The following is a 19,284-nucleotide window of genomic DNA, read 5'->3' on the forward strand; positions in this document are numbered from 1 at the left end:
GCGGGGCCGCTCCGCGTCGCCGGTACGCCCTATTCGTTCGTGAACGCCCGCTGGCTGCCGATCAGTTCCGCGATGGCGTCGAAGGGCCGGTGTGCGGCGAGTTCGCTGCGGAGCGCGTGGGCACGGGCGCGGTACGTGCCGTCGGTGAGCACGGCGTCGACCGCGGCGCGGAGGCCGGCGGTGCCGGGGCGCCCGGTGCGCAGGTCGATGCCCGCACCGCTCCACTGCACGCGTGCCGCGACCTCCGGTTTGTCCTCGCCCGCACCCGCGACGACCAGGGGCACGCCGTGGCGCAGGGCCGTGTGCACGCCGCCGTAGCCGCCATTGCTGACGAGGACGTCCGCGTGCGGCAGCAGCAGATCGAACGGCACGTACCCGGCGGCCCGTACGTTGTCCGGCAGCCCGCCCAGCAGGTTCTCCAGGAGCTGCGGGCCGTCCGGGCGGACGGTGGCGGCCACCACGAGCACCTCGGCATCGGCCAGTGCGCGGACGGCGGGTGCGACGAGGGCGGAGAGGTCGGAGTTGTCGAGGGTGCCCTGGGTGACGACCACGACCGGCCGGCCGTCCTGCGTCAATTCCGGCCACCAGGAGGGTGTTTCATATCCTGCCGGCGCACCGGCGACCGGGAGCGCGCCGATGCAGCGGAAGGAGTCCGGCGCGTCACTGCGCGGGTACTCGAAGCCCGGCACGGTGAGCTGGAGGTAGTGGTCGGGCACGGTGACCGTGACGTTGCCGACGGGGCCGTCGGGCAGGGTGGTGCCGATGCGCGCGAACACGTCGGCGGCGTACCGGCGCAGCGGTTCGGCGCGGGCGGCCGCCTCGGCGTTCAGCGCCGCGTTGCGGGCCCGGCCGGCCTCGTCGCTGCGGGGCGGGAGCGCGAGTCCGAACGGCGCGGTGTCGATGCTGAGCATGGTCGGCGGTGCCACGCCCACGCTGATGGTCACCGGGCGCTCGGGGGCCGGGTGGGCCAGGGCGAGTGCGAGGGTCCCGCGGAAGAAGTTGTCGCTGATCACGGCGGTTGCCGGGAACTTCGTCAACAGCTCGCGCAGGGCGCGGTACTGGGCCGGTACCGGGTCCAGGAAGATGTGCTTGAGGTCGAATGCCAGCCGTTCGGGCCCCGGCGGCACGAGCGCCCGTCCGGGGAAGCAGGCGTCGACCTTGCGGTCGTCGAAGTCGGCTTCTTCCGGCAGCGGGACGAACCGGGCCCCGGTGGCGGCGACGTCCTCGGCGAACCGGGAGCCGCCCAGGAAGGCGACGTCGTGGCCCCGGTCCGCCAGGTCGGCGGCTATGGCGCGCAGAGGTGCGGTGTGCCCGTGAGGGGGCGTGGCGGCGACGATGATTCTCGGCATACGGAAACCCTAGATCACGCCTCGGATCGCCCCTGGAAGCGGCGCACTTGATGCCGCTGATGCTGCGTCACGGCAGCGCAATATTCCCCTGACATTTTGTGAACCGAATGGTTCACTTTCTCCTGAGGCGGGCGGCCCGGACGCGCCACGGGGGTGCGGGTCCGGGCCGGGCAGGCTGTTCACCTCACCGCGCGCCAGCGCCCGGACAACTCGGACACTCTCGCCGCTGCCGGCGAACAACGCATTCCGGATCCGGCCCGACGCCGCATCGGCCCGGCGCTGCCGCTCACCCGGATATGTCCCGCCGCCGCAGCGCCGCCAGGCCTGCACCGGTCAGGGCGGCCGCCAGGACCAGCAGACCCAGGACCGGGAGCCAGTGCATCGGTGTACCCGGCAGCTTGGGGAGGTGACCGAACGGCGAGAGGTCCAGGGCGGCCTGAGGCAGGTTCAGTGCGGGACCGATCCAGCCGAGGGCGAGGCAGACGCCGACCACGCCCCACGTCGCCGGGGCCGCCTTCGGGAACGCCCCGTACAGCAGCACCGCCAGGCCCGCCAGGGCCCAGATCGCCGGAACCTGGATCAGCGCGGCACCCAGGATCCGCCCGAACCCCTCGCCGTAACCGGCCGCCAGGCCGAGGCCGCCGACCGTCACCAGCAGCACCGAGCCGCCGAACGCGATCCCCAAGTGGCCTGCGGCCCAGGGCAGTCGGCCCACCGCGTTCGCCAGGACCGGCTCGGCCCGCCCGCCCGTCTCCTCGCCGTGCAGGCGCAGCACAGACTGTGCGGCGTACAGCGCGGCGACCATGCCGAGCAGACCGACGATCGCGGCGAGATAGGCGTTGGTGAGCCCGGCCTGGCCGCCCATGCGCTGGAACATCTCCTTCGTCTGCTCGTTGTCGCCGAGCAGCTTCGTCGCTCCCTCGGTCATCCCGCCGAACAGCAGCCCTGCGAGGGCGAATCCAGCCGCCCAGCCGCCGACGGTGCCGCGCTGCAGCCGCCAGGCGAGCCCGTACGCGGTGGCCATGCGCCCCTCGGCCGGGCCCGGCCGAGGGGGCACGAGCCCCATGCCGATGTCGCGCCGCCCGGCGAGTGCGTAGGCCACGGCGCTCTGGGCCGCGGCCGCCGCCAGGAGCAGCAGCAGCGCCCACCAGCGCTCGCCGGCGTAGGGCCGCACGTTCTCCGCCCAGCCCAGCGGGGAGAGCCAGTCGAGCACCGACGAGGCATCGCGGGACGAGGTGTCGCCGGCCGCCCGCAGCACGAAGGCGGCGCCGAGCACGGCGCCCGCGAGCCCCTTGGCGAGCCGCGCGCTCTCCGTCAGCTGCGCCGTGATCGCCGCGACCCCGGCGAAGGCCATCCCCGTCGCGCCGACGGCGAGCCCGAGCGCCGCCGAACCCGCCGTGGAACCGGTCGACTTGGCGAGGCCTGCCGTGGTGATCAGAGCCACTCCGGCATTGGCGAGCAGTGCGGTCAGCAGCGCCGAGGCGAGCGGCGCGTGCCGCCCCACACAGGCCGAGGACAGCAGCTCCTGGCGCCCCGTCTCCTCCTCGTCCCGGGTGTGCCGCACGACGATCATGAGGCTCATCACCGCGGCCAGCACGGCCATGAACCCGCCCAGCCGCCAGGCGTTGAGCGCGCCGAGGGAGTCGGCGAAGACCGGGCCGTAGAGGGCGCGCAGCGAGCTGTTGCCGTTCATCGACTCGGCGAGGTCGGCCCGCTTGGCCGCGGTGTCGTACAGCTTCGCCAAGGTGCCGGCACCGCTGACCAGCGTCCCGCCGAGCGCCAGGATCCACACCGGGAGCATCAGCCGGTCCCGGCGGAGCGCGAGCCGCAACAGGGCGCCCGTACCGGCGAGCCGGCCGGAGGGCCTGCTGCGGCGGGCGAGCGCGGGGGCGGTTGCCGCGGTCATCGCGAGACCGCCTTTTCGCCGGTGGGGGCGCTGCTGCCGATGTCTTCCTGGTAGTGGCGCAGGAACAGCTCCTCCAGGGTCGGGGGAGTGGAGGCGAGCGAGCGGACCCCGGAGGCGGTGAGCGAGCGGAGCACCGCGTCGATCTTGTCGGTGTCCACCTGGAACCTGACCCGCAGGCCTTGGACGTCGAGGTCGTGCACTCCGGGCAGCCGGGAGAGCCCGTCGGGCGGGCCGGCCAGCTCGGCCGTCACCGAGGTGCGCGTGAGGTGGCGCAGTTCGGCGAGTGAACCGGTCTCCACGGTCCGGCCGTTGCGGATGATGCTGACCCGGTCGCAGAGCGATTCGACCTCGCTGAGGATGTGGGACGACAGCAGGACCGTCCGGCCGCGGCTGCGCTCCTCCTCGACGCAGCTCTGGAAGACCTCCTCCATCAGCGGATCGAGGCCGCTGGTCGGCTCGTCCAGGATCAGGAGCTCCACGTCCGAGGCGAACGCGGCGACCAGGGCGACCTTCTGCCGGTTCCCCTTGGAGTAGGTGCGGCCCTTCTTGGTGGGGTCGAGCTCGAAGCGGTCGAGGAGCGCGGCGCGCCGCCGCGCGTCGAGTCCGCCCCTCAACCGCCCGTACAGGTCGATGACTTCGCCGCCGGAGAGGTTGCGCCAGAGCGTGACGTCCCCCGGTACGTAGGCGACGTGCCGGTGCAGCTCCACCGCGTCGTGCCACGGATCGCGGCCCAGCACGCGGGCGGCGCCGGAATCGGCGCGCAGCAGCCCCAGCAGGACGCGGATGGTGGTGGACTTCCCGGCGCCGTTGGGCCCGAGGAAGCCGTGGACCTCACCGGCCTCGACCGTGAGGTCGAGCCCGTCCAGCGCGTGGGTCCGCCCGAACGACTTGTGCAGTCCGGCGACCGTGATGGCCTTCGTCATGCTTTTGAATGTACAGTAGTTTCACGAACTTGTGAAGATAAAGAACGGTGTAAAGTTCAAGCGTGCGGGATGACGTGCGGGACGGGGCGGACAGAGGAGGCGACAGGCCCATGAGCGGCAAGAACGGCAGGAGTGGTGACGGTGCCGGAACGGCGCCGGCGGACCGGGGCCCGGACGAGCTGTCCCGCTTCGTGGAACGGTTCGCCTCCGAGCTCGCCGAGGCGGGCATGCAGCGGATGGCCGCCCGCGTCTTCGCGGCCCTGCTCTCCTCCGAGTCCGCCTCGATGACCTCGGCGGAGCTGGCCCTGGCCCTGCAGATCAGCCCGGCCGCCGTCTCCGGCGCGATCCGCTACCTCTCCCAGGTCGACATGGTCAGCCGCGAGCGCGAGCCCGGCTCCCGCCGCGACCGGTACGTCGTGCACAACGAGATCTGGTACGAGAGCCTGACCCGCCGCGACCAGCTGCTCGCCCGCTGGGAGAAGCTCCTCCGCGAAGGCGCGGAGACCCTCGGCGGCGTGAGCACTCCCGCGGGGATGCGGCTGGTCGAGACGGCGGAGTTCATGCACTTCCTGCAGGGCGAGATGCAGACCATGCTGGAGCGCTGGCGCGCCCACCGCGCAACCCTGGACCTCCCGCCGGTGCCGCCGTCCGGCACCTCCGGCGACTCCGCCCGGCGCGGAGCGTGAACTCACTGCACCTTCGTGAACGCAGCCGTCCCGTTGAAGGCCAACAGCTTGTCGTGGATGCCGATCGGGCTGGCCGGGAAGGCCCTGAGGAAGGACGGGCCGGCGGGCTCGGCCAGGTGCAGTGACACCGAGGTGACCTTGACGGACGGGTAGGCGACCGTGACGTGTCCGGGGTTGACCGTGTAGGTGAGGAAAGTGACGTGGGCCGGCTGCGCGCCGTCTCGCACGAGGTCCGCCGTCGCCGTGCGACTGTCGATGCGGAAGACCAAGTTGCGCACGTCGAGCCGGTGTTGGGGCGTGTACAGGCGCATGCCGCCCTGGAACGGGATCTCGCCGGTCGTCAGGTCGGTGGAGAGGGTGCCCTTGGCGGGCAGGGTCGCACAGCCCCCCGAGGTCGACGCCCCCTCGATGCCCACGAGGCTCGTGCCGGTGCCCTTGGCCAGGCAGAACGTGCCCTTGCCGGTGATCGGGAGCGCGGGGCCGACCAGGGCCGCGCCGATGGCCCCGAGCGCCGTCAGCGCGGCGAAGGAGGAGAGAACGAGCTTCGGCCGCTTGGGAATCCGCATACGCTGTGCAACGACGTCGGCTCCGGCCGGTCACTCCAGCCGGTCACTCCGGCCTCCCGTCCTCTTCACCGCCTCGCACGCACCGCGTGCGCATTCCATGACCGGACGATGACAAGCCCGTTTTTGCCGTTTTTCGCGTGATTGGCTCGCCTGGCAGGCAACAACCAGGGAGCGGTCGGATGAAGGCAGTGTTCAAGGCCGGGACGGCCAGGGTGAAGTTCACGGCGATGCGGGGCACCGTGGGCGCGCTCACGGCGGCGCTGACGGGGGCGGCCGCGCTGACGGGCGCCGTGGTGCTGGGGCCGAACGGCTCGGCGGGCGCGTCGGAGGACGACAAGCCGGATCCCGGCCTGCCCAGCCCCGCCGTGGAGATGAGCATCTCCCGGCAGGCGGAGGACCCGGGCAAGGCCGTGAACCTCACCCTCGACGACGGCCCCGACCCGACATGGACCCCCAAGGCGCTGGAGATACTTGCCGCCGCCGGCGCCAAGGCGACGTTCTGCATGACCGGCCCCAACGCCCGGGCGCACCCGGACCTGGTGAAGAAGGTCGTCGAGGCGGGGCACCGGCTGTGCAACCACTCGGTGAGCCACGACACCGCCATGGACAAGAAGCCGGTGGACTACCAGAGCAAGGAGATCCTCGACGCGAAGCGGATGATCGACGAGGCGTCCGGCGGGGCGGAGCTCCGCTACTACCGGGCACCCGGTGGCGCGTTCACCCCGCAGAGCCGTCAGCTGGCCGCCGCGCACGGGATGCGCAGCCTGGGCTGGAACGTGGACCCGGGCGACTACCGGAAGCCCGGCGCCGACACCATCGTCACGACGGTGAAGCAGCAACTCGCCAAGGGGCCCACGGTCCTGCTCCACGACGGCGGAGGGGACCGCTCGCAGACGATGCAGGCCCTGGAGAAGCTCCTGCCCTGGCTCAAGGAGCAGGGCTACGCCTTCAGTTTCCCCAAGGCGTAGCCCGGGCTTCCGGTTCACGACGACCGGGTGAGGGTGAAGGAGCCGCCGGACAGCGGTCCGGGTGCGTAGCCGCCGCTGGACAGCGGCAGGGGGTCGGCCTTGCTGAACGACTGCCCGTTCACCGTGACGCCGGAGAAGGTCAGGCTGCTGAGGGACGGATAGCTCTGTGTGGGCGACTCGATGACCGCCTCGGCGCTGACATTGCGCCCGTTGATGTTCTGGACCACGCGCTCGGTCCAGCCCTGGGTCTTGTCGGTGAGCGTCAGGGCGTAGCTGTCCCCGCTGCCGGCGACGACGGAGGCGGTGATGCTGTCGCCCTCGCGCACGGGGTCGTTCCAGTACACCGGCGGACCGGGATACATCTCGTAGAAGGCGGTCAGCACGGGCGACCCGGTCGAGCAGTCGGTCTGCACGCCCGTCTGCTCGGCGGTGTCCGACCCGAAGCCGTCCAGGCCGACCCAGGGAGCGAACACGTCGTTGGTGCTTCCGCAGGCGACGTGCGGCTCGGTCCACGAACCGCTGATGCCGGTGAAGCTGCCCCGGGCGACATAGCCGCCCCAATTGCTGTCCACGTAGTTGTGCAGGACAGGGGTCGCGGATGCGGTGGCCGCGTGTGCGGCCCCCTGGGGAAGTGTGAGAACGGCGGTGCACATCGCAGCTGCCGCGATGCGCCCGCGCTTTCTCCTCCATGCCTTGTTGCCCATGGCCGTCCTCTTTGCCCGATATGCGTGACGGCTATGGGTGCGGGCCAGGCATGTCACCCTCACGAGCGACCGCCGTCGCGGCTCCGCGTACGCGAACCGCACGAACCGCACGAACCGTGCGAACCGAATGAACCGTGCGAACCGAATGAACCGTGCGAACCATGCGAATAAATTCGGAGGACGGGGTTCGGCAGCACCTGCTACGTTCAAGATTCCTCACCCTGGAACGGATCTTCGTCCCGCCATGCACACCCGCAACCAGTGGATCACTCGCGCCGAGACCGGCGCCGACATCCCCGCCATCCGCGAGATCAACCTCGCCGCGTTCGACACCCCGCTCGAGGCCGACCTCGTCGACGCCCTGCGCGCCGACCCCGCCTGGATCGACGGCCTGTCCGTCGTCGCCGCCGGCCCGGACGGCACGCCCGTCGGCCACGCCCTGCTGACCCGCTGCCACATCGGCGACACCCCGGCCCTGTGCCTGGCCCCCGTCGCCGTACGGCCCGAGCGGCAGGGGAGCGGCGCCGGCTCCGCCGCCGTCCGCGCCGCGCTGAGCGCGGCCGAGGGCATGGGCGAGCACTGCGTCGTCGTCCTCGGACATCCGGCGTACTACCCGCGCTTCGGCTTCACCCGCGCCTCCGCCCACGGCATCGGCGTGACCTTCGACGTCCCGGACGAGGCCCTGATGGCCCTCGCCCTGGACGCGTCCCGCCCGCTGCCGCGCGGCACCGTCCGCTACGCGGCACCCTTCGGGATCTGACCGGTTCCGACAGGCGCAGCCGACCGCATTGCCCGTGAGGCCGGAGGCCCCTCGGCCAAGGTGCCGAAGGCTTCCGGCCTCACGGGTTTGGAAGCGCCTCTGTGTCGCCAGGGATCCAGCGAGCAGTGCCATATGTGGTGCGACAGAAGGGACCTGCGATGTCAGAGACGTCAGAGGTGTCAGCCGGGCAGGCGTCGGCCGTGTCGGCTGTGCCGGCCGTGTCGGACGAGGTGCACGAGGCGCTGGACCGCGGTCGGCCGGTCGTCGCGCTGGAGTCGACGATCATTGCCCACGGCCTGCCACGGCCCCGGAACCTGGTGGTGGCGGAGGAGCTGGAGCGGCTCGTACGGGCCGGCGGCGCCGTCCCCGCGACGATCGCGGTGCTGGACGGGCGGCCCCGCATCGGCCTGGACAAGGCGCAGTTGGCGCGGGTGGCGGGCGAGGACGGCATCCGCAAGCTCGGGCACCGGGACCTGGCACCGGCCGTCGCGGCCGGTGCGAGCGGCGCGACGACGGTGTCCGCGACCGCGTTCCTGGCCGCACGGGCCGGGATCCGCGTCTTCGCCACGGGCGGCCTGGGCGGGGTGCACCGGGAATGGACGCAGACCCAGGACGAGTCGGCGGACCTGCGCCTCTTGGCGCGCGAGCGGATCGCGGTGGTCTGCGCCGGGGTGAAATCGGTCCTGGACGTGCCGGCCACCCTGCAGCGCCTGGAGACCCTGGGCATCGGCGTACTGGGCTTCCGCACCACGCAGTTCCCGGGCTTCTACCTGAGCAGCTCCGGCCAACCGGTCGACTGGACGGCCGAGTCCGCGGAGGAGGTGGCCGCCGTGCTGCGCGCCCAGGACGTGCTCGGCGGCCCGCCCTCGGCGCTGATCGTCGCGAACCCCGTGCCCGAGACGGAGCAGTTGGACCCGGCGCTGCACGACCGCGTCCTGGCCGGGGCGCTGGAGGCCTGCGCGCGGGAGGGGATCTCCGGCCAGGCTGTCACCCCCTTCCTCCTCGACCACCTCGTGCGGCACACGAGCGGCGCATCGCTGGAGGCCAACGTGGCCGCGGTGCGCGGCAACGTGCGGCTGGCGGCCGAGGTCGCCGTGGCGTACGCACCGGCGTCATGACGGGCGCCACGGGCGGGGCTCTGCTCGTCGTCGGAGACGTGGTGACCGATGTCGTCGCCCGTCACCGCACACCGCTCGCCCCCGCCACCGACACCGAGGCCCGTATCGCCACCCTCCCGGGCGGCGCGGGCGCCAACGTGGCCTGCTGGGCGGCCCGTTCGGGCACCCGCGACGTGCGCATCCTCGCCCGGGTGGGGGACGAGGCGGCGGACTGGCACGAGCGCTCGCTCCGCGCAGCCGGCGTCCGCCCCCACCTGGTGACCGACCCCGACGCCCCCACCGGCACGGTCGTCTCCCTGGTCGGCGCGGACGGCGAGCGGACGTTCCTCACCGACAGCGGCGCGGTGCTGCGGCTGTCCGCCGCCGACTGGAGTGACCGCCTGCTGGCCGGAGTCGGCCAACTGCATGTCTCCGGCTACCTCTTCTTCGCCGGCGCGAGCCGCGCGCTCGCCCGGCGGGCGATGGAGGCGGCCCGCGCCCGGTCCGTGCCGGTGAGCGTCGACCCGGCCTCGGCGGGCTTCATCGCCCGCTTCGGGGTGGGCCGTTTCCTGACGGCCGTTGCGGGAGCGGACGTCCTCCTGCCCAACTGCGACGAGGCGGAACTCCTCACGGGACTGCCGGATCCCGGGGACGCGGTGGCGAAGCTGAGCCGGGACTTTCCGCTCGTGGTCGCCACTCTCGGTGCGCGGGGCGCGGTGGTGGCCCGCTCCGGTGCAGTCGTCGGCCGGGTTCCGGCCGAGCCGGCCGCCGCCGTGGACACCACGGGCGCCGGCGACGCCTTCACCGGGGCGTACCTGGCGGCCGGGCTGGCGGGCCACGACCCGGTCACCGCCGCACGGCACGGCTGCCGCGCGGGCGCCGAGGCGGTGACCGTCATCGGCGGGCGCCCGCCACAGCAGTCACAGAAGTCGCCGGGTATAACACCTGTATGACGCACGTGACGTTACGCCGCGCCCCGCCGGCCGCGGCCCTCGCCCTGGCCGCACTCCTGGTCCCGGCCGCCCCCGCGACGGCGGCGGCCGGGCCACGGGCCGGCTCCTCCTCCTCCTCGGCTGCCGCCTCGGACCGGGCCGTGGTGGCGGGACTGCAGCGGTACGCCCATCCGCTGCGCAGCACGGAACCCGGCGCTTCCGGGAGCGACCTGGCCGCGTTCGGCGCGATGACCCGGGGCGCGACGGTGGTCGGCCTCGGCGAGGCCTCGCACGGCTCGAAGGAAGTCTTCACCGTCAAGGACCGGTTGTTCCGGCACCTGGTCGAGCGGGAGGGGTTCTCCGCCCTCGCCACGGAGATGAGCTGGTCGGCGGCGGCCCGGCTGAACACCTACGTTCTGACCGGCGAGGGCGACCCGCAGCAGATCATGCGCGAGGAGTTCCAGGACGGGTACCTGCTGCTGAACACCGACGAACTCCTCACCACGTTCCGCTGGATGCGGGAGCACAACCGCACCAGCGCCCACAAGATCCACGTCGTGGGCATGGACTTCTCCGACGCCGGCCCCGAGCAGTACGAACGCATCCTGACCTGGGCTGCTGCCCATGAACCCGCCCTCGTACCCGAACTGCGCAGCCGCTACACGGCACTTCGCGCCCTGCCCGGCGGCGTCGCCACGCGCATGGCTGCGCACAACGCCAAGCCGCTCGCCGAGCGGAAGGCCATCGCCGAGGACGCCGCGGCCGCCTACCAGCTCCTGGCCACGGCGGACAAAAGGGATCCCTGGGTGCTGGAAGAGGCCTGGATCATCTCCCGACTGGCCACGTCCTACACCTTCGACATCGACGACCCGGCCCAGGCGGCCGCCATGGGCCGCCAACGCGACCGCGTCATGGCGGAGATCGCCGTGTGGTGGCAGCGGCAGACCGGCGACCGCGTCGTCGTGTCGGCCCACGACGGCCACATCTCCTACGAGACCGTGATGCCCGCGTACTACCCCGTCACGACCGGCGCGGCCCTGCGCGAGCTCATCGGCAGCAAGTACTTGGCCGTCGGCACGTCCCTCTACGAAGGGGAGTACCGCGCCCGGACGTCGGCCGATGCCACAGGGGTGTTCTCGGTCGGCCCTGCCGCGCCGGGCAGCAACGAACACACCCTCGACAAGGTGCTCCGGCAGCGCGACTTCTATGCCGATCTGCGTGCGGCAGGCCGCCATGATGCGGTGGTGCGGGACTGGCTGAACGTCGCCCGTCCGACGTTCGTCATCCCCGGGCGGTATCCGAACCAGCCGGCGCCGGCGTTGGCGCTGGGGCGCGGTTACGACGTCGTCGTTCATCTGCACCGGGTGCATGCTGCGGGGCTGCTGCCGGCCGAGGGTTTCGCCGAGCGCCCTGCTGGACATGCCGTCTGGCGGCTGCGGGCGCGTCGTGGCTGATCGCGCAGTTCCCCGCGCCCCTTCGGGCGCGTACCGTCGCGCGTGACTGCCACGACCCCACAGGGACTCTTGTGACCGACAACATCTTCCTCGACCACATCGCCGACACGCTCGCCGGGCTGCCCGCCGTGCACGCCGTCACCCTCGGTGGCTCGCGTGCGCAGGGGACCGAAGCGCCCGACAGTGACTGGGACTTGGCCGTGTACTACCGAGGCGTCTTCGATCCGGCCGATCTGCGGGCCGTCGGCTGGGACGGCGAGGTGTCCGAGATCGGCGGGTGGGGCGGGGGCGTCTTCAACGGGGGAGCCTGGCTCGCGATCGACGGCCGGCACGTCGACGTCCACTACCGGGACCTCGATGTCGTCGAACACGAGCTCGGCGAAGCCCGGGAGGGCCGCTTCCGCTGGGAGCCGCTGATGTTCCACCTCGCGGGCATCCCCAGCTACCTGGTGGTCGCCGAACTCGCCGTCAACCGGGTGCTGCGCGGCACGCTGCCCCGCCCCGGCTATCCGGATGCGCTGCGCGCGGCGGCCCCGCCGATGTGGCGGAGCCGGGCGGCTCTGACGCTTCAGTACGCCGAAGGTGCCTACGTCCGGCACGGTCGGGCCACGGAGACGGCGGGCGCGTTGGCCACGGCCGCCCTGCAGACGGCGCATGCGGCGCTGGCGGCACGCGGCGAGTGGGTCACCAACGAGAAGCGGATGCTGGACAGGGCGGGCCTGCGCGGCATCGATGCGATCGTGGCCGGACTGCGGCCGGAACCGGAGGCTCTGGCCCAGGCTTTCACCGCGGCGCAGGAGTTGTTCCGGGCCGCCGTCTGAGGCCGGGCTCCGGTCCCGGTCAACGGGCGTCCGGCACGAGGCCGTCCGCCGCCAGCCCGGCGAACACCGCCTCGCCCAGGGCATGGACGGCGGACTGCGGCCGGACCATCACCGTGAACTCCTTGATCCGGCCGTCGTCGGCGAAGTGCAGCAGGTCGATGCCGTGGATCTGCTTGCCGCCCACGGCGGCGCGGAAGAGCAGGACCGCCGACGGGGCCGCCGTGCCGTCGGTACTGGTCTCCGCGGTGCCGGCGTACCGGCCGATGTAGTGGAAGTCCTCGAAGGTGCGCAGGAGGACCTTGAAGAGCCCCAGCACCATCGGCCTGCCTTCGAACGGTGTGAACTTCACCGGGCTGCAGAAGCGGATGTCCTCCGTGAACAGGCCCTCCAGGGCCGCGAGATCGCGGTTGTCGACGGCGGTGCGGAAGCGGTCTGCGGTGGACATGGCGGTGGTCATGGCACCCCTCTGCATAGCTGCATAGTCATGAATGTGACTAATCATGTTTATGAGTAGCATGGAAGGGGCGTCCGGCAACAGGGGAGCGGACCGGAGCGGGAGGAGGCGGTCCGATGGCCTTGCGGCACGCCGTTCTGGCGGCACTGCTCGACGGGGAGCTGAGCGGCTACGAACTGGCCAAGACGTTCGACCTCGGCGTGGCCAACTTCTGGTACGCCCAGCCGCAACAGCTCTACGCCGAGCTCACCCGGCTGGAGAAGGACGGGCTCGTCGCGGGCCGCGAGGTGGTCCAGGAGACCCGGCCCACCAAGCGCCTGTTCCACGTGACCGACGCCGGCCTGACGGAGCTGGAAGGATTCACGGCCGCTTCCGCGAAGCCCTCCTTCGTCCGCGACGACCTGCTCGTCAAGGTCCGCGCCGCCGGCCACGTCGACACAGCCGCCCTGATCGGGCAGCTCACCGAGCGCGCCGCCTTCGCCCGGGCCAAGATCGACCTGTTCGGACAGCTGCTGCGCAGCATGCGGGGCGACCGCACCGAGGAGGAATTCCTGCTCCACGGCGACCGCATCGGCCCCTACCTGACCTGTCTGCGCGGCCTGGCCTTCGAGCAGGGAAACCACGACTGGTGCGAACGTACGGTCACGGTCCTGAGGGAGAGGCAGGCAGCCCATGCCCGGCACTGAACACCCCCGGTACGCGCGGTACGTCGCCCTGGGCGACAGCCAGACCGAAGGACTGGGCGACGGCGACGACACCACGGGCCTGCGCGGCTTCGCCGACCGGCTCGCCGAGCACCTCGTCGGCCACAATCCCGGCCTGCGCTACGCCAACCTGGCCGTTAGAGGCCGCACCGCCGCAGGGGTCCACGCCCAGCAGCTCGCCCCGGCCCTGGCCCTGCGCCCCGATCTGGCCACCGTCGTCGCCGGGTTCAACGACCTGCTCGGACCCCGGTTCGACGCCGACGAACCGGCCGGTCACCTGGAGGCGATGTTCGCCGCACTCACCGTCCATGGCGCCCGTGTCGTGACCCTCACCTTCCCCGACCCGGCCCGCATCGCCCCGCTGGCCCGTCCGCTCGGCCCTCGCGTCACGGCCCTCAACCACCGCATCCGCGAAGCGGCGCGCCGCCACGGTGTCACCGTCGCCGAGGCCGCGCACCACACCGTCATCACCGACGCCCGCCTGTGGAGCCCCGACCGGCTGCACGCGAGCCCGCTCGGCCACCAGCGGATCGCCGCCGCCCTCGCCCACGCCCTCGGGATCCCCGGCACCGACGACTCCTGGACGCACCCGCTGCCCCCGCCGGCACGCCCCGCCCTCACCGGGTGGCATGCCGCCACGGCCGAACTGCGCTGGGCCACCGCCTTCCTCGCCCCCTGGCTCGTCCGCCGGCTCCGGGGCCGGTCCTCCGGTGACGGCCGCACGGCCAAACGACCGCATCTGCTCCCGGTTCTTGACGCAGCATGACGGAACGGCGGAAGCTGGGTCAAAGGAGAATCCGGACAAGCAATTCACCTTGCCTCTTTGGGGCATGTGCATCAGGACACGCGCATGACGGGTAAGCAAGAGGTGGCGCAAGCCGTTCACGAAATCCTGACCGGGCCTTTGGAGATCGCCCCCGAATGCGTCCGGCCCGGGACGCGGTTGCCGGACCTGGGGCTGGATTCGCTGGCCTATGTCGAACTCGCGGTCCTGCTCTCGTCCGCCTTCGGCGTCGACATCGGCGACGAGGAACTGCGGGACATCACCGTGGCGGAGCTGACCGGACTCGTCGAGCAGCGAAGAGGAACAGCATGACGTCGCTGCAGGAGAAACGATCCGTCGCCCGCATCGAGGCACTCGGGTGCCATGTGCCGCCCACGGTCGTCGGCACCCGGGACATGCTGGCCGAACGCCCGCTGCTGGGCGCCCTGGTGGAGGGGGCGACCGGGGTGCGCGCCCGGCGGACGGGCGGGGACTCCTATGACATGGCGGTACGTGCTGTCGGCGACTGCCTCTCCCGTTCCCGGTACACCGCAGCCGATCTGGATCTCGTCGTCTGCTGTTCCATCACCCGCACCAAGGAGAGCCGGCTGTACTTCGAGCCGAGCTTCGCATCGATGATCGCCCGCGAATTCGGTGCCCGCGAGGCATTGTGCTTCGACGTCTCCAACGCCTGCGCCGGGATGACGACCGGAATTCTCCTCGTGGACAGGATGATCCGGCGGGGACTCGCCCGCCGCGGCCTGGTCCTCGGTGCGGAACAGGCCACACTGGTCAGCACCACCGCGGTGCGGGAGATCGTCAATGCCCGGGACACACAGATGGCTTCGCTGACGCTGGGGGATTCCGCCGTCGCGGTGCTCGTCGACCGGGCCACCGACGAAAGGGACCGGATCCACGACGTCCAGCTGGTGACCGCCGCCCGCTACGCCCTCGTGTGTCTGGTCATGCCCAGCGACAAGAGCCAGGGCCTGGCCATGTACACCGACACCCGGAGCCAGCAGAGCGAGTCGGCCATGGAGATCTGGCCGACGTTTCTCGCCGAGCACATCCCGTCGTTCGAGGCGGAGCAATTCGACGGGATCATTCATCACCAGGTGTCGGCCCGCGTGGTCGGACAGCTGAACGCCGTCGGTGCCCGCGTGCTCGGGACGCCGATGCCCCGGTCGCCCACCGTCCTGGAAACGTACGGCAATACCGCGACGACGTCGCATTTCCTCGTGCTGCACGAGCAGTTGGCCCGCCACCGCATGGCGCCCGGCAGCAGGATGCTGCTCGTGCCCAATGCCTCCGGGCTGGTCACGGGCTTCATGTCCGTCACCGTGACGTCCCCGAGCGCGTCCCCGGTCGGGTGAGATGGGGGCCGTCGTCACGGCAACCGGAATCAGCCCGGAGCGGTCCGCCGGCGGAATCATCGAGCAGGAGGTCCGGGCCGCTCGCGCCTGCCTCCGCAGGGCGAGTCTTCCGGGAGAGTCCGTCGACGTCATCGTCCACCTCGGGATCTACCGGGACCGCAATCTCGTCGAACCCGCCGTGGCGGCGCTCGTCCAGAACAGGCTGGGTATCCACCTGGACCACCGGGCCGGTTCCCGGCCCGTGTTCGCCTTCGATCTCCTCAACGGCGCCTGCGGCTTTCTCACGGCCGTCCATCTCGCCCAAGGTCTTCTTGCGGGAGCCGAGGGCCGTTTGCTCGTCGTGGCCGGTGACGGCCACCCGGCACAGCGGCCGCATCGCGCATTCCCCTATCGCGCCGTCGGTACGGCGGCGCTCCTCGGTCTCCACGACGACCCGGGTACCGGTTTCGGACCGGTACGGTTCCGGGCCGACCACGGTGCGGCAAGCGCGGGCTTCCTCGACCTCACCACGATGGGAACCGGCGGCCGTTCGGACATCACCGTACGGCGCATCGCTCCCGACATCCGGCTCGTCGACCGGGCAGCGGAATGGGTACGCGCCCACCTGGCCGCCGACGGACTCGCCCCCGCGGCAGTCGGGCTGGTGAGCAACGAACCCTTCGACGGGTTCTCCGCGCTTCTCGCCGCGCGCACCGGAATCCCGTACGACGGACGTGCCGGCGCCGGGGAGGAGGGAATGCTGCACAGCGGCGCGTTGATTCTCGGCCATCACCGCACCATGCACGACCCGCCGTCCGCCGTCCTGTTCGTGGCCGTCGATCCGGGCTCCTCCCTGGGATGCGCCACGTACCGGCAGGGGCATCACGGCACGCGGATGATCTGCCCCGCGTAACTCATGCCCGCTCCGAATCCGATCAGCATGACCAGATCGCCGGAGCGTACCCGGCCCTGGGCCAGCAGCCGGTGCAGCGCCAGGGGCACCGACGCCGACGACGCATTCCCCGTGGTGCGCACATCGTCGGCCACGGCGACGTGACCGGGAACCGCCAGCAATTGGCCGACCGTCCGGATCAGCCGGAGATTCGCCTGATGCGGCACCAGCGCCGCAATGTCCGTCCACGTGAGTCCGCAACGGGCCAGCAATTCCCGCGCGGTCGCGGCGAGAGCCTCGATCGCCCACCGGGCGACCGCCGGGCCGTCCATGCACACGACCGGTCTCGACCGTGCCGAGAAGGAACTCGGCTGCGTGACGAGGATATCGGCGCACGAGCCGTCCGATCCGAGCACGGCGGGCGAGACACCGGTCTCGCCGGAGACCGTCAGCACGGCGGCCCCGGCCCCGTCCGCGAAGAGGGGAGCGGTGGTCCGGTCCATGGCGTCGACGATGTCGTGGACCCGGTCCGATCCCACGACCAGTGCCGTGCGCACCGCCGTGGACGCGATGAGCGCCCGGGCCGTCTCGACGCCGTAACACCATCCTGCACAGGCGGCGTTGACATCGAATGCGGCGATGCGCCGCATTCCCAGGTCGTGGGAGACCGAGGGGGCAAGAGGCGGAACGATGTGGGGATTGGTGGAGGTCGCCAGAATCAGCAGCTCCACGTCGTCCGGCGCAATCCGCGCCGCAGCCATGGCCTCGCGTGCCGCGTGCACCGCCATCGTCCGGACGGTTTCGCCGTCGTCCGCCCAGCCGCGCTCGGCCACTCCCGTCCGCCCGACGATCCAGTCGGTGTCCACACCCAGCCAAGCGGCCATGGCAGCCGAAGTGACCACCCCGCGCGGGCGGTAGGCCCCCAGGCCGGTGATGCCGACGGGGGCGCCCGGCCCGCACGGCAGACGGGTCATTCCTGCCATTCCTGCTCCATCGCGCCCGAGCATTCCTCCAGCAGCCTGCGCAGCGTGGACAACCGCACCACCAGGGAACCCTGCTGCCCCCCAGTGGACAATTCGGCGGTCAGGGCCTGCAATTCCGCCAGGCACAGATGGAGTTCGTGCCGGGAGAGGACACAGGCGTCCTGCCGGGGCGCATCCGTAAGCTGCCGGAGCAGGACCGCGGCATTCCAGTAGTCGCGTTCCCGGCGCACCCGGCCGTCGTCGGCGAACACGAGGACGGCGCTTCCCCGGACCGAGAACCGCCCTCCCACGGCGCCCGCCGGCAGCCCGGGAAGCGGATGCTCGACGGTGCCGCTCATCGTCCACTCCGCGGTGCCGACCTGCTCGACCGCGTGGGCGCTGTGCAGCTCGACGCGGAAGTCGGGAACGCTCTCCAGCCAGGTCTCACCGAAACGCAGGAATGCGGGCTTGCCGCGGCAGACCGTACCCGATCCGAAATCGGTGTACTCCATGTCCTCGGTGTAACAGGACACCAGGCGTTCGAGATCGTGGTCGTTGAGAGCTGTGCGGATGGTCTCGTGGACACGGAGACGGCCGGCGTGTCCGAAGGTGGTGGTCACCGACATGGCTGCGGGTCCTTTCCCCGGGCGTGCCGAACTGGGTCAAGAGGCATCGAGAGATATCAAGAGGCGAAATGCAGATGCAGGGATTCGGGCCCGCAGATTCCCAGCCCGCTGCGCCACGGCGGTTCACCGGACACCGACGGCGGGCCGAACCGGCTCGTCAACGCGACCAGCGCCTCCCTGAGTTCGGTGCGTGCCGTGGTGGCGCCGAGGCAGAAGTGCGGGCCCGCGCCGAACACCAGGGGTGCCGCCCGGCGCGGGACCGTGATGTCGAATGTCTCGGGGTCGTCGAAGACACGGCGGTCGCGGTGCGCCGATTTCACGCACATGGCGACGAAGGAGCCCGCGGGGATGTGCACGCCCTTGTAGTCGATGTCCTCCAGCGCGGAACGGTAGGCCGCCGTCACCGCGGGACACCACCGCAGGAGTTCCTCGACCGCTTGGGGCGCCAGCTGGGGCCGCTCGCGGAGTGCGAGCCACTGTCCGGGGTGTTCGGCAAAGGCGGCCATCGCCTGTCCGAGCTGGTGGCTGGTGGTGTCGTGACCCGCGAAGACGATCGAGACGACGAGGCTGCGCAATTCTTCCGGACCGATCAGTGTCTCGTGGTCCTGTGCACGGATGAGATGGGAGATGAGGTCGTCCCCGGGATCCGACTCCCGGGCGCGGACCAGCCTGTCCACGTACGCGAACAGGCCGCGGACGGCGGTCTCCAGCCGTGGCAGGGATTCGGGGTGCTGGACCAGCGCGTACACCAGGCCGATGTCGGTGCTCCAGCGGTGGAAGGAACCGTAGTCCTCGGTGGGAATGCCGAGAAGCCGGCTCATGACCCGGACCGGCAGCGGGTCCGCGAACGTCTCGATGAAATCGGGGAGTTCGCCCGCTGCCAGGTCGCGGGTCAAGGATGCGGTGGTCTCACGGATGAAGGGCAGCAGATTGCCGATGACGGCCGGCGTGAACGCGCGGTTCACCAGCCGGCGGAGCCGCGCGTGATCCTGCCCGTGCTGGTGGAGGATCATGGGCACGAACCAGTCGTGGACCGGGCCCGAAGCGATCCCCACCAGCTCCAGGTAGGCCCTGCCGTCCTGCACCAGCCGCGGATCGCGCATCAGGTCCTGCATTTCCGCGTACCCGAGAACGGCTGGCCCCAACGGGGTCCGTGCGCACCAGTTCTCGCCCATGACGGCGGTCACCTCGCCGGAGGCGAGGTCGAATCCGGGAACGGTGATGTCCAGAAAGGGGAGTTCGGCCATGCCTGACATGTTCCGGCCTTCCGCTGCGTGCCGACGTGTGCCAAGAGCGGGAAGGAATTACTTCACGACGCTAACGGGCGGACCGGAACACCAGCAAGGGTGGGGAAAGGGAATTCTG

Annotated in this window: 21 protein-coding genes; 12 read left to right on the forward strand and 9 right to left on the reverse strand. The window is 71.4% G+C overall.

Features of this window, described 5'->3' with window-relative positions; genetic code table 11:
• Positions 1 to 29 precede the first annotated feature (29 nt).
• From ACLHRZ_RS03195 to ACLHRZ_RS03205, 3 genes are all read right to left on the reverse strand, one after another.
• Positions 30 to 1,349: a nucleotide disphospho-sugar-binding domain-containing protein gene (locus tag ACLHRZ_RS03195; RefSeq protein WP_490416659.1), complete on the reverse strand. Its 1,320-nt coding sequence runs from the start codon at positions 1,347 to 1,349 to the stop codon at positions 30 to 32.
• Positions 1,350 to 1,635: 286 nt separating this feature from the next.
• Positions 1,636 to 3,255 carry an ABC transporter permease gene (locus tag ACLHRZ_RS03200; protein WP_490416660.1) on the reverse strand — a complete coding sequence of 540 codons (1,620 nt, stop codon included), beginning with the start codon at positions 3,253 to 3,255 and terminating at the stop codon, positions 1,636 to 1,638.
• On the reverse strand, positions 3,252 to 4,178 hold the full coding sequence (locus ACLHRZ_RS03205; protein ID WP_490416661.1) for an ABC transporter ATP-binding protein: 927 nt from the start codon (positions 4,176 to 4,178) through the stop codon (positions 3,252 to 3,254). Before ACLHRZ_RS03205 ends, ACLHRZ_RS03200 begins: the two co-directional genes overlap by 4 nt.
• Before the next feature lie 110 nt (positions 4,179 to 4,288).
• Here ACLHRZ_RS03205 and ACLHRZ_RS03210 point away from each other — a divergent pair, with 110 nt between their 5' ends.
• Positions 4,289 to 4,864, forward strand: coding sequence for a GbsR/MarR family transcriptional regulator (locus ACLHRZ_RS03210; RefSeq protein ID WP_490416662.1), 576 nt, complete (start codon positions 4,289 to 4,291; stop codon positions 4,862 to 4,864).
• Between the two features lie 2 nt (positions 4,865 to 4,866).
• Here the strand turns inward: ACLHRZ_RS03210 and ACLHRZ_RS03215 are convergent, their stop codons facing one another.
• A complete protein-coding gene (locus tag ACLHRZ_RS03215; RefSeq protein WP_490416663.1) occupies positions 4,867 to 5,430 on the reverse strand; it encodes a hypothetical protein in 564 nt (187 codons plus the stop codon).
• A gap of 179 nt (positions 5,431 to 5,609) precedes the next feature.
• On the opposite strand from ACLHRZ_RS03215, the gene ACLHRZ_RS03220 reads away from it, so the two are divergent.
• Positions 5,610 to 6,398 (forward strand): polysaccharide deacetylase family protein, encoded by a 789-nt coding sequence (locus tag ACLHRZ_RS03220; RefSeq protein ID WP_490416664.1) that lies wholly within the window; start codon positions 5,610 to 5,612, stop codon positions 6,396 to 6,398.
• Positions 6,399 to 6,412: 14 nt separating this feature from the next.
• Here the strand turns inward: ACLHRZ_RS03220 and ACLHRZ_RS03225 are convergent, their stop codons facing one another.
• A complete protein-coding gene (locus ACLHRZ_RS03225) occupies positions 6,413 to 7,102 on the reverse strand; it encodes a G1 family glutamic endopeptidase (protein WP_490416665.1) in 690 nt (229 codons plus the stop codon).
• Positions 7,103 to 7,346: 244 nt separating this feature from the next.
• Between ACLHRZ_RS03225 and ACLHRZ_RS03230 the strand changes: the two genes are divergently transcribed.
• The 5 genes from ACLHRZ_RS03230 to ACLHRZ_RS03250 all read left to right on the forward strand — a co-directional run bounded on the left by ACLHRZ_RS03230 (position 7,347) and on the right by ACLHRZ_RS03250 (position 12,166).
• Positions 7,347 to 7,862 carry a GNAT family N-acetyltransferase gene (locus ACLHRZ_RS03230; RefSeq protein ID WP_490416666.1) on the forward strand — a complete coding sequence of 172 codons (516 nt, stop codon included), beginning with the start codon at positions 7,347 to 7,349 and terminating at the stop codon, positions 7,860 to 7,862.
• Between the two features lie 209 nt (positions 7,863 to 8,071).
• Positions 8,072 to 8,980 (forward strand): pseudouridine-5'-phosphate glycosidase, encoded by a 909-nt coding sequence (locus ACLHRZ_RS03235; RefSeq protein WP_490416847.1) that lies wholly within the window; start codon positions 8,072 to 8,074, stop codon positions 8,978 to 8,980.
• Positions 8,977 to 9,912, forward strand: a complete 936-nt coding sequence (locus ACLHRZ_RS03240; RefSeq protein WP_490416667.1) for a carbohydrate kinase family protein — start codon at positions 8,977 to 8,979, stop codon at positions 9,910 to 9,912. The genes ACLHRZ_RS03235 and ACLHRZ_RS03240 overlap by 4 nt, the downstream gene beginning before the upstream one ends.
• Entirely contained in the window at positions 9,909 to 11,345 is a 1,437-nt protein-coding gene (locus tag ACLHRZ_RS03245; protein WP_490416668.1) for an erythromycin esterase family protein, read from the forward strand. The genes ACLHRZ_RS03240 and ACLHRZ_RS03245 overlap by 4 nt, the downstream gene beginning before the upstream one ends.
• Positions 11,346 to 11,416: 71 nt before the next feature.
• Complete coding sequence (locus ACLHRZ_RS03250) at positions 11,417 to 12,166, forward strand: nucleotidyltransferase domain-containing protein (protein WP_490416669.1); 750 nt, start codon at positions 11,417 to 11,419, stop codon at positions 12,164 to 12,166.
• Between the two features lie 19 nt (positions 12,167 to 12,185).
• Here the strand turns inward: ACLHRZ_RS03250 and ACLHRZ_RS03255 are convergent, their stop codons facing one another.
• Entirely contained in the window at positions 12,186 to 12,611 is a 426-nt protein-coding gene (locus ACLHRZ_RS03255) for a nuclear transport factor 2 family protein (protein ID WP_490416670.1), read from the reverse strand.
• Positions 12,612 to 12,736: 125 nt separating this feature from the next.
• Here ACLHRZ_RS03255 and ACLHRZ_RS03260 point away from each other — a divergent pair, with 125 nt between their 5' ends.
• The 5 genes from ACLHRZ_RS03260 to ACLHRZ_RS03280 all read left to right on the forward strand — a co-directional run bounded on the left by ACLHRZ_RS03260 (position 12,737) and on the right by ACLHRZ_RS03280 (position 16,352).
• Positions 12,737 to 13,306, forward strand: coding sequence for a PadR family transcriptional regulator (locus ACLHRZ_RS03260; RefSeq protein ID WP_490416671.1), 570 nt, complete (start codon positions 12,737 to 12,739; stop codon positions 13,304 to 13,306).
• Entirely contained in the window at positions 13,293 to 14,090 is a 798-nt protein-coding gene (locus ACLHRZ_RS03265) for an SGNH/GDSL hydrolase family protein (protein WP_490416672.1), read from the forward strand. Before ACLHRZ_RS03260 ends, ACLHRZ_RS03265 begins: the two co-directional genes overlap by 14 nt.
• A gap of 84 nt (positions 14,091 to 14,174) precedes the next feature.
• Positions 14,175 to 14,420, forward strand: coding sequence for an acyl carrier protein (locus ACLHRZ_RS03270; RefSeq protein ID WP_490416673.1), 246 nt, complete (start codon positions 14,175 to 14,177; stop codon positions 14,418 to 14,420).
• Positions 14,417 to 15,460: a 3-oxoacyl-ACP synthase III family protein gene (locus tag ACLHRZ_RS03275; protein WP_490416674.1), complete on the forward strand. Its 1,044-nt coding sequence runs from the start codon at positions 14,417 to 14,419 to the stop codon at positions 15,458 to 15,460. Before ACLHRZ_RS03270 ends, ACLHRZ_RS03275 begins: the two co-directional genes overlap by 4 nt.
• Before the next feature lies 1 nt (position 15,461).
• Entirely contained in the window at positions 15,462 to 16,352 is an 891-nt protein-coding gene (locus ACLHRZ_RS03280) for a hypothetical protein (RefSeq protein ID WP_490416675.1), read from the forward strand.
• On the opposite strand, the gene ACLHRZ_RS03285 is transcribed toward ACLHRZ_RS03280, so the two are convergent.
• Genes ACLHRZ_RS03285 through ACLHRZ_RS03295 form a run of 3 tightly spaced genes read right to left on the reverse strand, consistent with a single transcriptional unit; the run spans position 16,322 to position 19,166 of the window.
• The gene (locus ACLHRZ_RS03285; protein WP_490416676.1) at positions 16,322 to 17,305 is read right to left on the reverse strand and encodes a 3-oxoacyl-ACP synthase III family protein; all 984 of its coding nucleotides are present in this window, start codon (positions 17,303 to 17,305) and stop codon (positions 16,322 to 16,324) included. The two genes, ACLHRZ_RS03280 and ACLHRZ_RS03285, sit on opposite strands and share 31 nt — an antisense overlap.
• Positions 17,302 to 17,919 carry a nuclear transport factor 2 family protein gene (locus tag ACLHRZ_RS03290; protein WP_490416677.1) on the reverse strand — a complete coding sequence of 206 codons (618 nt, stop codon included), beginning with the start codon at positions 17,917 to 17,919 and terminating at the stop codon, positions 17,302 to 17,304. Before ACLHRZ_RS03290 ends, ACLHRZ_RS03285 begins: the two co-directional genes overlap by 4 nt.
• A gap of 56 nt (positions 17,920 to 17,975) precedes the next feature.
• The gene (locus tag ACLHRZ_RS03295) at positions 17,976 to 19,166 is read right to left on the reverse strand and encodes a cytochrome P450 (RefSeq protein WP_490416678.1); all 1,191 of its coding nucleotides are present in this window, start codon (positions 19,164 to 19,166) and stop codon (positions 17,976 to 17,978) included.
• Positions 19,167 to 19,284: the final 118 nt, after the last annotated feature.

It is taken from the genome of Streptomyces sp. AM25, assembly GCF_058146165.1.

Excerpts from the sequence above, each read along its gene's own strand:
- ACLHRZ_RS03195 (WP_490416659.1), bottom strand. The coding sequence starts at position 1,349 with ATGCCGAGAATCATCGTCGCCGCCACGCCCCCTCACGGGCACACCGCA.
- ACLHRZ_RS03200 (WP_490416660.1), bottom strand. The coding sequence starts at position 3,255 with ATGACCGCGGCAACCGCCCCCGCGCTCGCCCGCCGCAGCAGGCCCTCC.
- ACLHRZ_RS03205 (WP_490416661.1), bottom strand. The coding sequence starts at position 4,178 with ATGACGAAGGCCATCACGGTCGCCGGACTGCACAAGTCGTTCGGGCGG.
- ACLHRZ_RS03210 (WP_490416662.1), top strand. The coding sequence starts at position 4,289 with ATGAGCGGCAAGAACGGCAGGAGTGGTGACGGTGCCGGAACGGCGCCG.
- ACLHRZ_RS03215 (WP_490416663.1), bottom strand. The coding sequence starts at position 5,430 with ATGCGGATTCCCAAGCGGCCGAAGCTCGTTCTCTCCTCCTTCGCCGCG.
- ACLHRZ_RS03220 (WP_490416664.1), top strand. The coding sequence starts at position 5,610 with ATGAAGGCAGTGTTCAAGGCCGGGACGGCCAGGGTGAAGTTCACGGCG.
- ACLHRZ_RS03225 (WP_490416665.1), bottom strand. The coding sequence starts at position 7,102 with ATGGGCAACAAGGCATGGAGGAGAAAGCGCGGGCGCATCGCGGCAGCT.
- ACLHRZ_RS03230 (WP_490416666.1), top strand. The coding sequence starts at position 7,347 with ATGCACACCCGCAACCAGTGGATCACTCGCGCCGAGACCGGCGCCGAC.
- ACLHRZ_RS03240 (WP_490416667.1), top strand. The coding sequence starts at position 8,977 with ATGACGGGCGCCACGGGCGGGGCTCTGCTCGTCGTCGGAGACGTGGTG.
- ACLHRZ_RS03245 (WP_490416668.1), top strand. The coding sequence starts at position 9,909 with ATGACGCACGTGACGTTACGCCGCGCCCCGCCGGCCGCGGCCCTCGCC.
- ACLHRZ_RS03255 (WP_490416670.1), bottom strand. The coding sequence starts at position 12,611 with ATGTCCACCGCAGACCGCTTCCGCACCGCCGTCGACAACCGCGATCTC.
- ACLHRZ_RS03260 (WP_490416671.1), top strand. The coding sequence starts at position 12,737 with ATGGCCTTGCGGCACGCCGTTCTGGCGGCACTGCTCGACGGGGAGCTG.
- ACLHRZ_RS03265 (WP_490416672.1), top strand. The coding sequence starts at position 13,293 with ATGCCCGGCACTGAACACCCCCGGTACGCGCGGTACGTCGCCCTGGGC.
- ACLHRZ_RS03270 (WP_490416673.1), top strand. The coding sequence starts at position 14,175 with ATGACGGGTAAGCAAGAGGTGGCGCAAGCCGTTCACGAAATCCTGACC.
- ACLHRZ_RS03275 (WP_490416674.1), top strand. The coding sequence starts at position 14,417 with ATGACGTCGCTGCAGGAGAAACGATCCGTCGCCCGCATCGAGGCACTC.
- ACLHRZ_RS03280 (WP_490416675.1), top strand. The coding sequence starts at position 15,462 with ATGGGGGCCGTCGTCACGGCAACCGGAATCAGCCCGGAGCGGTCCGCC.
- ACLHRZ_RS03285 (WP_490416676.1), bottom strand. The coding sequence starts at position 17,305 with ATGACCCGTCTGCCGTGCGGGCCGGGCGCCCCCGTCGGCATCACCGGC.
- ACLHRZ_RS03290 (WP_490416677.1), bottom strand. The coding sequence starts at position 17,919 with ATGTCGGTGACCACCACCTTCGGACACGCCGGCCGTCTCCGTGTCCAC.
- ACLHRZ_RS03295 (WP_490416678.1), bottom strand. The coding sequence starts at position 19,166 with ATGGCCGAACTCCCCTTTCTGGACATCACCGTTCCCGGATTCGACCTC.